The organism is Mesorhizobium sp. M0701, assembly GCF_040320365.1.
In the GTDB taxonomy this organism is placed as follows: Bacteria; Pseudomonadota; Alphaproteobacteria; order Rhizobiales; family Rhizobiaceae; genus Mesorhizobium.
Genome location: NZ_JAMYPO010000011.1, coordinates 143,801 through 156,735 on the forward strand (window position 1 = coordinate 143,801; position 12,935 = coordinate 156,735).

At 63.2% G+C, this 12,935-nt stretch carries 17 protein-coding genes and 1 pseudogene; 13 read left to right on the plus strand and 5 right to left on the minus strand.

Features of this window, described 5'->3' with window-relative positions:
* Positions 1-104: 104 nt before the first annotated feature.
* The 6 genes from ispG to NKI24_RS14100 all read left to right on the plus strand — a co-directional run bounded on the left by ispG (position 105) and on the right by NKI24_RS14100 (position 6,447).
* Positions 105-1,358: a flavodoxin-dependent (E)-4-hydroxy-3-methylbut-2-enyl-diphosphate synthase gene (ispG, locus tag NKI24_RS14075; protein WP_352683417.1), complete on the plus strand. Its 1,254-nt coding sequence runs from the start codon at positions 105-107 to the stop codon at positions 1,356-1,358.
* A gap of 4 nt (positions 1,359-1,362) precedes the next feature.
* The gene (locus tag NKI24_RS14080; RefSeq protein WP_352746007.1) at positions 1,363-2,217 is read left to right on the plus strand and encodes a lytic transglycosylase domain-containing protein; all 855 of its coding nucleotides are present in this window, start codon (positions 1,363-1,365) and stop codon (positions 2,215-2,217) included.
* A gap of 161 nt (positions 2,218-2,378) precedes the next feature.
* On the plus strand, positions 2,379-3,575 hold the full coding sequence (locus NKI24_RS14085) for a phosphoglycerate kinase (RefSeq protein ID WP_352746021.1): 1,197 nt from the start codon (positions 2,379-2,381) through the stop codon (positions 3,573-3,575).
* A 140-nt stretch (positions 3,576-3,715) separates the two neighbouring features.
* Complete coding sequence (locus NKI24_RS14090; RefSeq protein ID WP_352452480.1) at positions 3,716-4,741, plus strand: class I fructose-bisphosphate aldolase; 1,026 nt, start codon at positions 3,716-3,718, stop codon at positions 4,739-4,741.
* Positions 4,742-4,891: 150 nt separating this feature from the next.
* Entirely contained in the window at positions 4,892-5,629 is a 738-nt protein-coding gene (locus tag NKI24_RS14095) for a DUF899 domain-containing protein (RefSeq protein ID WP_352746010.1), read from the plus strand.
* 86 nt (positions 5,630-5,715) lie between these two features.
* Complete coding sequence (locus NKI24_RS14100) at positions 5,716-6,447, plus strand: SGNH/GDSL hydrolase family protein (protein WP_352746013.1); 732 nt, start codon at positions 5,716-5,718, stop codon at positions 6,445-6,447.
* Between the two features lie 117 nt (positions 6,448-6,564).
* Here the strand turns inward: NKI24_RS14100 and NKI24_RS14105 are convergent, their stop codons facing one another.
* Positions 6,565-6,726, minus strand: coding sequence for a hypothetical protein (locus tag NKI24_RS14105; RefSeq protein ID WP_352540257.1), 162 nt, complete (start codon positions 6,724-6,726; stop codon positions 6,565-6,567).
* A gap of 202 nt (positions 6,727-6,928) precedes the next feature.
* Between NKI24_RS14105 and NKI24_RS14110 the strand changes: the two genes are divergently transcribed.
* From NKI24_RS14110 to NKI24_RS14120, 3 genes are all read left to right on the plus strand, one after another.
* The gene (locus tag NKI24_RS14110) at positions 6,929-7,096 is read left to right on the plus strand and encodes a hypothetical protein (RefSeq protein ID WP_023678489.1); all 168 of its coding nucleotides are present in this window, start codon (positions 6,929-6,931) and stop codon (positions 7,094-7,096) included.
* Positions 7,097-7,237: 141 nt separating this feature from the next.
* Positions 7,238-7,645: a hypothetical protein gene (locus NKI24_RS14115; RefSeq protein ID WP_352746016.1), complete on the plus strand. Its 408-nt coding sequence runs from the start codon at positions 7,238-7,240 to the stop codon at positions 7,643-7,645.
* Between the two features lie 18 nt (positions 7,646-7,663).
* Positions 7,664-8,383, plus strand: coding sequence for a helix-turn-helix transcriptional regulator (locus tag NKI24_RS14120; protein WP_023678491.1), 720 nt, complete (start codon positions 7,664-7,666; stop codon positions 8,381-8,383).
* Between the two features lie 58 nt (positions 8,384-8,441).
* Here NKI24_RS14120 and NKI24_RS14125 read toward each other — a convergent pair whose 3' ends face one another.
* Entirely contained in the window at positions 8,442-9,137 is a 696-nt protein-coding gene (locus NKI24_RS14125; RefSeq protein WP_023678492.1) for a DUF1013 domain-containing protein, read from the minus strand.
* On the opposite strand from NKI24_RS14125, the gene NKI24_RS14130 reads away from it, so the two are divergent.
* On the plus strand, positions 9,130-9,495 hold the full coding sequence (locus tag NKI24_RS14130; RefSeq protein ID WP_352452477.1) for a hypothetical protein: 366 nt from the start codon (positions 9,130-9,132) through the stop codon (positions 9,493-9,495). The genes NKI24_RS14125 and NKI24_RS14130 overlap by 8 nt on opposite strands.
* Here the strand turns inward: NKI24_RS14130 and NKI24_RS14135 are convergent.
* Positions 9,492-9,632, minus strand: coding sequence for a DUF1127 domain-containing protein (locus tag NKI24_RS14135; RefSeq protein WP_023678493.1), 141 nt, complete (start codon positions 9,630-9,632; stop codon positions 9,492-9,494). The genes NKI24_RS14130 and NKI24_RS14135 overlap by 4 nt on opposite strands.
* A 132-nt stretch (positions 9,633-9,764) precedes the next feature.
* Entirely contained in the window at positions 9,765-10,775 is a 1,011-nt protein-coding gene (locus NKI24_RS14140) for an NAD(P)H-quinone oxidoreductase (protein ID WP_352452476.1), read from the minus strand.
* Positions 10,776-10,899: 124 nt separating this feature from the next.
* On the opposite strand from NKI24_RS14140, the gene NKI24_RS14145 reads away from it, so the two are divergent.
* The 3 genes from NKI24_RS14145 to NKI24_RS14155 all read left to right on the plus strand — a co-directional run bounded on the left by NKI24_RS14145 (position 10,900) and on the right by NKI24_RS14155 (position 12,757).
* Positions 10,900-11,094, plus strand: coding sequence for a DUF1192 domain-containing protein (locus NKI24_RS14145; protein WP_023678495.1), 195 nt, complete (start codon positions 10,900-10,902; stop codon positions 11,092-11,094).
* A 96-nt stretch (positions 11,095-11,190) separates the two neighbouring features.
* A complete protein-coding gene (locus NKI24_RS14150) occupies positions 11,191-12,438 on the plus strand; it encodes an MFS transporter (protein WP_023678496.1) in 1,248 nt (415 codons plus the stop codon).
* 31 nt (positions 12,439-12,469) lie between these two features.
* Positions 12,470-12,757 carry an ArsR/SmtB family transcription factor gene (locus NKI24_RS14155; protein WP_023678497.1) on the plus strand — a complete coding sequence of 96 codons (288 nt, stop codon included), beginning with the start codon at positions 12,470-12,472 and terminating at the stop codon, positions 12,755-12,757.
* 59 nt (positions 12,758-12,816) lie between these two features.
* On the opposite strand, the pseudogene NKI24_RS14160 reads toward NKI24_RS14155, so the two are convergent.
* Positions 12,817-12,935 (minus strand): annotated as a pseudogene (locus NKI24_RS14160) (IS110 family transposase); the annotation flags it as partial.

Below are 12,935 nucleotides of genomic sequence, written 5' to 3' on the forward strand. Positions count from 1 at the left end.
TCTTGTTGTTTCCGATTTGCTGGGCCTGCGCGCCAGTTGCCATTGACAAGCCATCTTTGCTCCTCCACCTCATGCCCGGACCTTCAAGATTAAAGGTAGCCGGCATGACCGGATATTTTTCCTCACCCTTCCCACGCCGCAGGTCGGTCGGTGTCGATGTCGGCGGCGTGATTGTCGGCGGCGGCGCCCCAGTCGTCGTCCAGTCGATGACCAACACCGACACGGCCGACGTCGACCAGACGGTCGCGCAAGTGGCGGCGCTGCATCGCGCCGGCTCCGAGATCGTGCGCATAACGGTCGACCGCGACGAAAGCGCTGCCGCTGTGCCGGCCATCCGCGAGCGACTGGAGCGGCTCGGCATCAACGTGCCGCTGGTCGGCGATTTCCATTATATCGGCCACAAGCTCCTGGCCGATCATCCGGCCTGCGCCGCGGCCTTGGCCAAGTACCGCATCAACCCCGGCAATGTCGGTTTCAAGGACAAGAAGGACCGGCAGTTCGCGGCAATCGTCGAGATGGCGATCCGATACGACAAGCCGGTGCGCATCGGCGTCAACTGGGGTTCGCTCGACCAGGAGCTGCTGACCCGGCTGATGGATGACAACCAGGCCCAAGGCTTTCCGCTGACCGCGCAGGAAGTGACGCGCGAGGCAATCGTGCAATCGGCGATCCTGTCGGCCGAAATGGCCGAAGAGATCGGCCTTGCGCGCGAGAAGATCATCCTGTCGGCCAAGGTCAGCGGCGTGCAGGATCTGATCGCCGTCTACACCGAGCTTGCCACCCGATCCGACCATGCGCTGCACCTCGGCCTGACAGAGGCCGGCATGGGCTCGAAAGGCATCGTCGCCTCGTCCGCGGCCATGGGCATCCTGCTCCAGCAAGGGATCGGCGACACCATCCGTATCTCGCTGACGCCGGAGCCGAACGGTGACCGCACACGCGAAGTGCAGGTGTCGCAGGAGCTGTTGCAGACCATGGGCTTCAGGCAGTTCGTGCCGATCGTCGCCGCCTGCCCGGGCTGCGGCCGCACGACCTCGACCGTGTTCCAGGAGCTTGCCCAGAACATCCAGGCCGACCTGCGCAAGAACATGCCGGTGTGGCGCGAACGCTATCCCGGCGTCGAGAACCTCAAGGTCGCGGTGATGGGTTGCATCGTCAACGGTCCGGGCGAATCCAAACATGCCGATATCGGCATTTCGCTGCCCGGCACCGGTGAGACACCGACCGCCCCGGTGTTCGTCGACGGCAAGAAGGCGGCGACGCTGCGCGGCCCATCGATTGCCGCGGATTTCGAGAAGATGGTCGCCGACTATATCGAACGGCGGTTCGGGCAGCACGACAAAGCCGCGGCGGAGTAGTTGAATGCGGCGTTTGCTGGGCGCGGCGCTGGTTCTCATTTGCGGGCTGATCTGGGCGACAGCCGTTCAGGCCGATCCACCACGGCCCGCCAAAAAGAAGCTGATCGACCAGGTTTGCAACCTGATCGAGGCCCATGCCGACCGGAACGGGCTGCCCAGGGATTTCTTTGCCCGGTTGATCTGGAAGGAAAGCCGTTTCGATCCCAATGCGGTCAGCCCGGTCGGCGCCGAAGGCATTGCCCAGTTCATGCCGGGCACCGCCAGGATGCGCGGGCTCGCCAATTCCTTCGACATCGAACAGGCGATCCCGGCCTCGGCAAAATACCTCGCCGAAATGAAATCCGGTTTCGGCAATCTCGGCCTCGCCGCCGCAGCCTACAATGCCGGCGAGAGCCGGGTGACGCGCTGGCTGCATTCCGGCGGCTTCTTGCCGATGGAGACCGAAAGCTACGTGTTGGACGTCATGGGCGAGCCGGCCGACAACTTCACCAATACCGCCTACGCCGGCGTCATCCGGCCGCTCGACAAGAAGGCGAGTTTCGCTGCTGCTTGCCGCGAGCTGCCGGTGATCATGTCCAGAACCGTGCCGATGTCGTCGATCAACATCAAGCCGTGGGGCGTGCAGGTGGCCGGCAATTTTCGCCGCGCCGCGGCGCTCAACCAGTGGCTGAGAGTGAAAAGCCGGTTCCCGGCAATGCTTGCCGGCCACGATCCGGTGGTCAGCCGGGTCCGTACCCCGATCGGCAGGCGCGGCATCTATGCCGTGCGGATCGGCGCCGATAACAGAGCCAAGGCCGACACGATCTGCGACAAGCTGCAAAGCGTCGGCGGCGCCTGCATCGTGGTACGCAACCGGTAAAGCCATATGTCGGAGCGTTTTGCGCCATTGCTGCCCATCTCGCTCCCCGTGGCACTTCGTCCTCGATACGTGAATCATATTTTCGGTGAACCGTTAGGCAGGTCTTGCATCGTCGTCGATGCGGGGTAAGGTCCCCGCGATTTTTCGTGAAAGGGATCAGCATGGCCGGCTTCAAGACACTGGACGACATCGGCAATATCAGCGGCAAGCGTGTGCTGGTGCGTGTCGACCTCAACGTTCCCGTCACCGAGGGCAAGGTCACCGACGCCACCCGCATCGAGCGCATTGCGCCGACCATTGCCGAGCTCTCCGGCAAGGGAGCCAAGGTCATCCTGCTTGCCCATTTCGGCCGGCCCAAGGATGGACCTGCGCCGGAATTCTCGCTCGAGCCGATCGCCAAGGCGACGGCGGACGTGCTCGGCCGTCCGGTTGGCTTTGCCGCCGACTGCATCGGTGACAAGGCGGCAAATGCCGTTGCTGCCATGAATAATGGCGACGTGCTGCTGCTCGAGAACACCCGCTTCAATAAGGGCGAGGAGAAGAACGACCCGGCCTTCACCGAAAAGCTCGCCGCTAACGGCGATATCTTCGTCAACGACGCCTTCTCTGCTGCGCACCGTGCCCATTCGTCGACGGAAGGGCTGGCGCATGTGCTGCCGGCGTTCGCCGGCCGCACCATGGAGGCCGAGCTCGATGCGCTGGAAAAGGGGCTTGGCAATCCCGTCCGCCCGGTTGTCGCCATCGTCGGCGGCGCCAAAGTCTCGACCAAGATCGACCTGTTGATGAACCTGGTGAAGAAGGTCGACGCGCTGGTCATCGGCGGCGGCATGGCCAATACGTTTCTAGCGGCGCGCGGCACCGACGTCGGGAAATCCTTGTGCGAGCATGATCTCGCGACCACCGCCAAGCAGATCATGATCGAGGCGGCCGAGGCCGGCTGCGCCATCATCCTGCCCGCCGACGGCGTTGTCGCCAGGGAGTTCAAGGCCGGCGCCGCCAGCGAGACCGTCGCCATAGCAGACGTGCCGGCCGACGGCATGATCCTCGACGTAGGCGCAAAGACCGTGAAAACCATTGCCGAATGGATCGACCGCGCCGCGACGCTGGTCTGGAACGGGCCGCTCGGCGCCTTCGAGATCGAGCCGTTCGACCATGCAACGGTGGCGACGGCCAGGCACGCGGCAGCGCGCACCAAGGCCGGCAGACTGATCTCGGTCGCTGGCGGAGGCGACACGGTGGCGGCGCTCAATCATGCCGGCGTCAGCGATGATTTCACTTATGTCTCGACGGCCGGCGGCGCTTTCCTCGAATGGATGGAAGGCAAGCCCTTGCCCGGCGTCGACGTCTTGAAGCGCTGAGCGCGGCCGCAAGAGCAGCGCGAAGGAGTGCGCCCGCGAATTTCAATCGATTCGCGCTTGTTTGACGAAATGGTTCGACTTGAACCTGCGTTGCTCTGGTGGTCTGCTGGGCGCGGATCAATTCTTTCAGGAGAAGCACGATGAGCGAACGTCTCGAGGACATTGCCGCCGCGATGGTGGCCAATGGCAAGGGCCTGCTGGCCGCCGACGAGAGCTCCGGCACCATCAAGAAGCGCTTCGACGTCATCGGTGTCGAGTCGACCGCCGACAGTCGCCGCGACTATCGCGAGATGATGTTCCGCGCCAGCGATGCAATGACCAAGTACATTTCCGGCGTCATCCTCTACGACGAGACCATTCACCAGAAGGCCGCCGACGGCACACCGCTGGTCGACATCATCAAGGCATCAGGCGCCATCCCCGGCATCAAGGTCGACGCCGGCGCCAAGCCGCTGGCCGGCTTCCCCGGCGACACCGTCACCGAGGGCCTCGACGGCCTGCGCGAACGCCTTGCCGAATACTACAAGCTCGGCGCCCGCTTCGCCAAATGGCGCGCGGTGATCGACATCGATGTTGCCAAGGGCGTGCCTTCCGCCACCTCGATCGGCTCGAACGCCCATGCGCTCGCCCGTTACGCCGCGCTTTGCCAGGAGGCCGGCATCGTGCCGATCGTCGAGCCGGAGGTGCTGATGGACGGCGCCCACGACATCGACACCTGCTACGAGATCAGCAAGGCGACACTGACAAAGTTGTACACCGAGCTCTATGCGGCCCGCGTCGTGCTCGAAGGCACCATCCTGAAGCCGAACATGGTGCTGGCCGGCAAGAAATCAGGCAAGGTCAGCAGCCCCGAGGAAGTCGCCGAAAAGACCATAAAACTGTTCCGCGAGACGGTGCCGGCCGCGATCGGAGGCATCGCCTTCCTGTCAGGCGGACAAACGGACGAGCAGGCGACCGCCAACCTCAATGCCATCAACGCTATCGGCCCGCATCCGTGGAAGCTGACCTTCTCCTACGGCCGCGCCTTGCAGGCCGCTCCGCAGAAGGCCTGGAGCGGCAAGCCGGCGAACGTCGCCGCCGCGCAGGCCGCCTTCGCCCATCGCGCCCACATGAACCATCTGGCAGCGCTTGGACAATGGCAGCCGACCCTGGAGCAAGCCGCCTGACGGAATTCAGGTTGCGTTCCCTCCGACCCGGGCCATGTGCCCGGGTTTGTTTGAAAGCAGCAAGGTCTGCAATTTCCTGCAACTAAAAATGCAGCTCTGTGTCGGCATTCCTCGCTGCCGATCGTCCTCCGTGAAAAGAGGAGCAGACCTATGCCAAACAACAAGACCGTATCGCAGGAAGACTGGTTTCAGGCGCACAAGGCGCATCTGGCGCGCGAAAAGGAATTGATGCGCTTTCGCGATCGTGTCGCCGCCGAACGCCGCGAACTGCCGTGGCTGAAGATCCGCAAGGACTACGTCTTCGAGACCGAGCAAGGGCCAAAGAAACTGCCCGACCTGTTCGGCGGCAACAGCCAGCTGATCGTCTACCATTTCATGTTCGGGCCGGGCGCCGATTATCGCTGCGAGGGCTGCTCATTTCTTGCCGACCACATCGACGGCGCCAACCACCATCTCAGGCATCACGATGTCTCACTTGTCGTGGTAGCGCGCGCGCCACTGGCTGAATTGCTGCCCTACAAGCAGCGCATGGGCTGGAAATTCGACTGGGTGTCGTCCTACGCTTCGGACTTCAACTTCGACATGCAGGTGTCATTCACCGACAAGCAGATCGCGGCCGGCGACACGACCTACAATTTCGAGCAGCGCGCGCTGAGATCGAAAGACCTTCCCGGCACCAGCGTGTTCTATCGCGACGAGAAAGGCGACATCTTCCTGACTTTCATCTCGCGCTCCAGAGGCGGCGATCCGCTGATCGGCGCCTATCACTATCTCGACCTGACGCCGAAAGGCCGCAACGAAACTGGCCCGCATCATAGCCTCGGCGACTGGGTGCGGCTGCACGACGAGTATGAAGACCGATCCGGAACACATGACTGCTGCCATTGAGGCGACAAGGGTGTCGCTGCAAGGTCGTTCACCTTCAGTGCAACATGCGCTAAGTGCTGTTCGCTATGCCCTAAAAGGGACTTGCCATGCGGCGCTTTCCGACCCTTCTCACCTGGCTCGCCTTTCCGGTTTATGTCTGGCAAGGACTTGGCGTGCGTCGCCGCACCGCCCGCATGCTGCCGGCACAAGGTCCGGTCATGCACGAGATATCTGGCCTGGCGCCAGCAATCTCGGTTCTGGTGCTTGGCGATTCCTCCGCCGCCTCGGTCGGCATCGGCAATTCCGAAAACGGATTGGCCGCGCAACTGGCAGTTCTGATTGCGCAACGCACCGGCCGCACCGTGCGCTGGCGGGCGGCCGGCTTCAACTCGGCAACCTCTGGCCAGATCCGCGATCATGTGCTGCCCAATCTATCGGCCGATCCGTGGACGCATATCGTGCTGGCCATCGGTACCAACGACACCAAGAATTTTCATTCCGTACCGCGCTTCAAGCGCGAGTTTGGCGGCCTGCTCTACGCGCTGCGCGCCAAATGGCCGGAAGCGCGCGTGGTGTGGTCGCCGGTGCTGGAGTTCACCCGGGCTCCGGCAATGCCGCCATTGCTCGGCAAGATCCTCGAAATCCGCGCCGTCGAGGTGAACCGGATGGGCGAGCGCCTTTGCCTCGAACGCGGCGCCATACCGGCGCCCCGGCTGCCGATCACGGATGCCGATGCCGGCTTCGCATCGGATGGATTTCACGCTTCGGAAGCCGGCTACCGAGCCTGGGCGGAACATCTGGTCAGCGTGGTGCTCGCCAACGAACCGGGCGTCGCGTAGCGGGCCGCCCGCACTAAAGCGCGTCGCGTTCGATTGGTCTCATCCGACGCGCTTCAGGTTCTTGTTTCTATGCATGTCGTTGTCGCAAAACCGCTGCACAATTTTGCGCGACATGCATTACGTCCAGTGCCCGAGCACCGCCGTAATCGAAATCGCCGCCATCGCCAGCAGCGCCAGCTTCCAGAAATCGCTGCGCCGCTTCAGCCCGGGCCAGCCGAGCGGCTTGATGAGCTGGATGACCATCATGAAGATGATGACGAGCGCGAGAAGTTTCGACATGCAGCCTTTGATCAGCATCGCGGCTGGCTGTCAAAGCGGCTCCGGGATCGCCGGCTTCCACTGCGGCAAGCCTCTTTTCAGCACTGCCTTGTCACTTCGATGGATAAATCGGAACGCCGGTCATGAGAGCCGCACCCTCCTGACAGACTGCTGTCAGCAGGGGTGTGCGATAGTGCCTGCATCGAAAGAGAGGAGACCAGCCATGAACGGTATTACCATTCTGCGTAGCGTGCAGCACTATGTCGGCAAGATCCGGACGATCCGCAATGAGATCCGCACCCAGCGATTCATGAACACCCTGCCGGCGGACATCCGCAAGGATATTGGTTGGCCGGACATGTATGGCGACCGCCGCAATGGCGGCAATTGAGGCAAGCTTTCCGCGTGGCGTTTGGATGCGACCTGGCGACGAGCTGAAATGGGCATGCTGAAGCCTCCTGACAGTATGGTGTCAGGAGGCTCGTGCCATAGTGCAATGGCCGCCGGAGCCGGATGGCCGAGAGGACGATCGATGAAAAGCTGGAACGACAGGCTGAACACGCTTGGCATCAACGGCATAACACCGTCGCCACGCACCATCGGCGACGTCGTCGAAGGCCAGCCGATGCTGGTTCCTACAGCTCGCCAGGTCCACGCATTCATCCGCTCTATCCCCGAAGGCATGGACATGAATATCCGCGCTTTGCGCACCGCTCTCGCCATCGAGCACGGTGCCGAGATGACATGTCCGGTCACCATCGGCTATCATCTGCGCACCGTCGCCGAGGCCGCCAACGAGGATCTTGAGCGTGGTATGGCGCTGGGCGATGTTGCGCCGTTCTGGCGGGTGGTCGACGCAAGCACGCCGACAACGAAGAAACTGTCCTTCGGCGCGGCCTTCGTCGCCGCGCAGCGCAAGCGCGAAGGGCTGGAACGATAGACGCCGAGGGACCATACGATGCGCCGCGCCGACAGGCTCTTCCAAATCGTGCAGCATCTGCGTGGTGGTCGTCTGGTCACCGCCCAGAAGCTGGGCACGTGGCTCGAGGTTTCCGAGCGGACGATCTATCGCGACATCGCAGACCTGCAGTCGACCGGCGTGCCGATCGACGGCGAGGCCGGTGTCGGCTACATGATGAGGGAGGGTTTCGACCTTCCGCCGCTGATGTTCACGCGTGACGAGATCGTCGCGCTGGTCGCCGGCGCCCGCATGGTGCGCGCCTTTGGTGGCGCGGCCATGGCGCGAGCCGCCGACGAGGCGCTGGTCAAGATAGGCGCCGTGTTGCCCGACGCCGAAAAGGACCGCATCGCCCGTACCGAGATCCACACGCCGATGTGGGTGGTAAGCGATGCCGCCCGCGAAGCCATCGACCTGATCGAGCGGTCCATCGAGAAACGTCAGGTGCTGACCATCGACTATTCGGATGAGGCCGGCCGCAGCACCGCGCGCGACATCCGCCCGCTCGGCCTGTGGTTCTGGGGCAAGGTGTGGACCTTGGTCGCCTGGTGTGAGATGCGCGGCGATTTCCGCGCCTTCCGCATCGACCGCATCGCCTCGGTGGTCATCGCCGGCCGCACCTTCAAGCCGGAGCGCGGCAAGCAGCTCGCCGATTTCTATCGCGCGGTGGAGCGCAGCGAGGATTACGGCATGGCGCCGGACCGGGCGGCGCGAAGCTGACACGGAAGATCACAAAAAAGCCCGCTTGAAAGCGGGCTTTTTGTTTTGGATGCCAGACCTATTCCTCTTCGTCGGCGTCCTTGTCCTTCGACTTCAGCGCTGAAAGCTTGGCGAAGACGGCGTTGGCGTCAAGTTCGCGGTCCTCGTCCTTCGGCTTTTCGGGCGCCGGCACCAGCCGTTCGGTCAAGGCGGCCGGCAGCAGCGTATCGCCGACCGGCTGCGCCTGCTCGCGGCCGCGCGAGGCGCGGTTGATTTCCATATCGAGGTCGATCTGCGACGTCAGGCCGAGCGTCACCGGATCCATCGGCTGGAGATTGGCGGAGTTCCAGTGCTTTCTGTCGCGGATCTGGTCGATCGTCGACTTCGTTGTGCCGACAAGGCGGGCAATCTGCGCATCCTTGAGCTCGGGATGGTTGCGCACCAGCCAGAGGATGGCGTTGGGCCGGTCCTGGCGCTTCGACAGCGGCGTGTAGCGCGGACCCTTGCGTTTGGATTCCGGCACCCGCACCTTGGGATCCGAGAGCTTCAGCCGGTGGTTCGCGTCCTTCTCGGCGCGCGCGATCTCGTCGCGAGTGAGCTGGCCGGTCATGATCGGGTCCATGCCCTTGATGCCTTGCGCCGACTCGCCGTCGGCGATCGCCTTGACCTCAAGCGGATGCAGTCCGCAGAACTGCGCGATCTGCTCGAAGGAAAGCGCTGTGTTGTCAACCAGCCAGACGGCGGTCGCCTTTGGCATCAGCAGCGTATTGGCCATTACAAAAATCCTTCTCGTTCGCCCGCGTTCCCGCGCGGGCGGTGGTTTAGAGCCACCAAAATGGGAAAATCGCGGTCTATATAACCGCTCGCTCGCCGTTTCGCAATGTTTTTGGCAGGCGCGCGTCAAGGACGGCACGGCAGCGCGACCAGCAGACCGCGAAGGGTCGGCAGATGACGCCATGCAGTCGAAAGCTTCAAAAAGACAAAGCCCGCCAGACCAAGGTCGGGCGGGCTCGGAACCGGCGACGGAAATCCGTCTGCTGCGGCTCTGGCTTCTAAAGCTTGATCCCGAACCGCGGCTCGGCGTTGCCGAAAAGCAGCGCCCGGTCTTCGAGCGGGATCGTGCTCGAGATTAAAGCCCTTTGCGGGCGATTCTCTCGATGTCGCCGCGGTTGATGCCGAGGTCGTTGAGCTGACGAGCATTCAGCCGGTTCAGTTCGCGCACGGTTTCGTTGTACATGCGCCAGTTACGGAAAGCGCGGATCGGGTTCATGATAGTCCTCCATCGTTTTGATGCCGCGTAAATAGGCATCGGCGATGAAAAATTGAACAGACGCTTTTGCATGGCCGCAATGCGTTTGTTGCATTGCACCATTAAGCTTTCGTTCAGCCTGTTTGCGGGCCGTCAGGCGACATCGAGCACAATCTTGCCGATGTGCTCACCCTCCTCCATCCGCTCATGCGCCCGCCACGCTTCCTTGAGCGGGAAGATCGTATCCATCACCGGCGCAACCTTGCGCGTGCCGAGCAGCGGCCAAACCTGCGCCTCCAGCGCAGCCGCAACTGCCGCCTTGAACTCCACGGTGCGTGGCCTGAGCAGCGATCCTGTGTGCACGAGCCGCTTGGCCATGATCTTGAAGAAATCGGCGCTCGCCACCGCCCCGCCCTGCGTCGCGATCTGGACGATGCGGCCTTCCATGGCTGCAGCCTCATAGTTTCGCGCCACATAGTCGCCGCCGACCATGTCGAGGATGACATTGGCACCCTTGCCGCCGGTTGCCTCCTTGACTGCGGCGACGAAGTCCTCCTCGCGGTAGTTGATCGCCCGGTCGGCGCCGAGCTTGAGGCAGGCGTCGCATTTCTCCTTGCTGCCGGCGGTGGTGACGACATAGGCGCCGAAAGCGGCAGCAAGCTGGATCGCCGTGGTGCCGATACCCGACGAGCCGCCATGCACGAGCAGGGTCTCGCCGCTCTTCAGGCCGCCGCGCTCGAAGACATTGTGCCAAACAGTGAAGTAGTTTTCCGGCAGCGCCGCCGCTTCGGTGTAGGTAAAGCCGGCGGGCAGCGGCAGCACGCTGCCGGCGTGCACTCTGACATATTCGGCATAGCCGCCGCCCGCCGTCAGCGCACAGACCCGGTCGCCGACGCGCCAGCGCGATATCTCGTCACCAAGGGCAGCGACTTCGCCTGCTGCTTCCAGGCCCGGCAGATCCGACGCTCCCGGCGGTGGCGGATAGGCGCCCTTGCGCTGTTGCACGTCCGGCCGGTTGACGCCGGCGGCCCGCACCCGGATCAGGATCTCGCCGGGACCGGGAACCGGTACGTCGCGGGTTTCCGCTTTCAGCACCCGCGGCCCGCCCGGTTCCGATATGGCGATCGCCATCATCTTCGCCGGAATTTTCTGTGCGTTCGCCATGAATTTTCCCGTCGTGCTCCGCCGGTTTCTCGTGCCAGCTCTTGCCCGCCATTTGCATCCATACCCTTGCCCTATGTATGCTCATTGGCAAATCAGGCAAATGGGCAATCACGGAGGAGCGACGATGGCGATCTTCGACGACGAACCCAAGAAGAAAGCGCGCCCGCACGAGATCGGGCAGGATCTGTCGCTGCTTTCCGTCGATGAATTGTCCGAACGGATCGGCATCCTGCGCGACGAGATCGCCCGGCTGGAAGCCGAGCTCAAGACCAAGGGCTCGACCAAGTCGGCGGCAGAGGCGCTGTTTCGCCGCGGGTAGTTACTGCGGGTAATTCCAAAAGCTCGGGCACGCCGCCGAAAAGCCCGAATGCCGCTGTCTCCAGACTTGTGCCCTAAACCCCAGCCGGATTGAAAAATGTTCGCAAGCTACAGACCGATCCTCTCGCTGCTGCGCGGCACCGCGTTCCTGTTGGCGGCATCCGGACTGCACGGTCTGCTGTTGCCGCTGCGCGGCCAGGTGGAGGGCTTCTCGACGGCATCGCTCGGCCTGATGGGCACGGCTTGGGCCGGCGGCTTCGTCACCGGCTGCTTCTTTGCGCCACGCATCGTGCGCCGCGCCGGTCATGTCAGGGCTTTCGGCGCCTTTGCCGCATCGGGAGCGATCGTCGCACTGCTCACCGGCCTGATCATCGACGAATATACCTGGATCCTGCTGCGCGCCTTCACCGGCTTCACCATGGCCGGCGCCTTCATGGTCATCGAAAGCTGGCTCAACGAGAAGGCCACCAACGAAAACCGCGGCACCGTCTTCGGCCTCTACATGATGGTCACCTATGCCTCGATCATGGGCGGTCAGATGATCGTTGCCGGCGGCGATGTGAGATCGGCGTCGCTGTTCATGATCACCGGCATTCTGTTCTGCCTGTCGCTGATCCCGACGGCGGTCTCGACGGCGTCTCACCCCAAGCCGCTGCAGGACGTGTCGCTTGACGTCAAGGGGCTCTACGTCAATTCGCCGGTGTCGGCGATCGCTTGCGTGCTGATCGGCATCGCCAACGGCGCCTGGGGTACACTTGGTGCCGTCTATGGAGCGCGCATCGGCATCTCGACAGCCGAGATCGCGCTGATGATGAGCCTCGTGGTCATCGCCGGCGCCGCCATGCAGCTTCCGGCCGGGCGGCTCTCCGACACGACGGACCGTCGTTTCGTGCTGGCGGGCGCGGCCTTCGGCGCTGCGCTGTTTGCCATCGCCATCTTCCTGTTCGAACCGCGCTCCGGCGTCTTCGTCATCGTCTGCACCGCCGCCTACGGCGCCTTCGCCTACACGCTCTATTCGATCGCGGTGGCGCATGCCAATGACCATGCGCGATCGGAGGACTTTGTCAAAGTGTCGGGCGGCCTGCTGCTGCTTTATGGCTTCGGCACGATGATCGGTCCGCTGGTGGCCGCCGGCCTGATGGGCTGGATGCGCCCTGAGGGGCTGTTCCTGGCCACTGCGCTCGCGCATCTCAGCCTGGCTGGCTATACGCTGCTGCGCATCAGCCGTCGCGCGCCGGTGCCGATCGAAGGCCGCGATGCCTTCAAGACCCAGCCCGCCGATCGCTCGGTGACGCCGGAAGCGTTGCGGCTCGACCCGCGTAGAAAAGCTGAAGCCGACAGTTGAGATTCGAGGCGCTTTGCCCCACAAATAAGGCATGATGCTTTCCGACGCCTTCATGGCGATTGCCGATCCCAACCGGCGCCATCTCTTGGAAGAGCTCCGGCGCGGACCGAAGACCGTCAACGAATTGGCATCCGGCTTGCCGGTGTCCCGCCCGGCCGTTTCGCAGCACCTGAAGGTGCTGCTTGATGCGGGGTTGGTCAACGCCAAGCCGGAAGGCACCAGGCGCGTCTATACGGTCAGCAATGCCGGCTTCCTGAAGCTCAACATCTGGCTTGACCAGTTCTGGGATGCGGAGCAGCTCGGTTCACCCGGAAGCTGAGAGGCATCGTCAGCGCGTCGAGCAACTATGCAGCATCGGGCCTAGAGTATCCGTGTTGGTCAAGGGAGAGATGGTGTCCAGGTCCGATTGTCCCTGAGTAGTGCGTTTGCGAGGATGATGAGCTTTCGCATGATGGCTGTGATGGCGAGTTTTGAGGCTTTGCCGTCGGCCGTGAGCT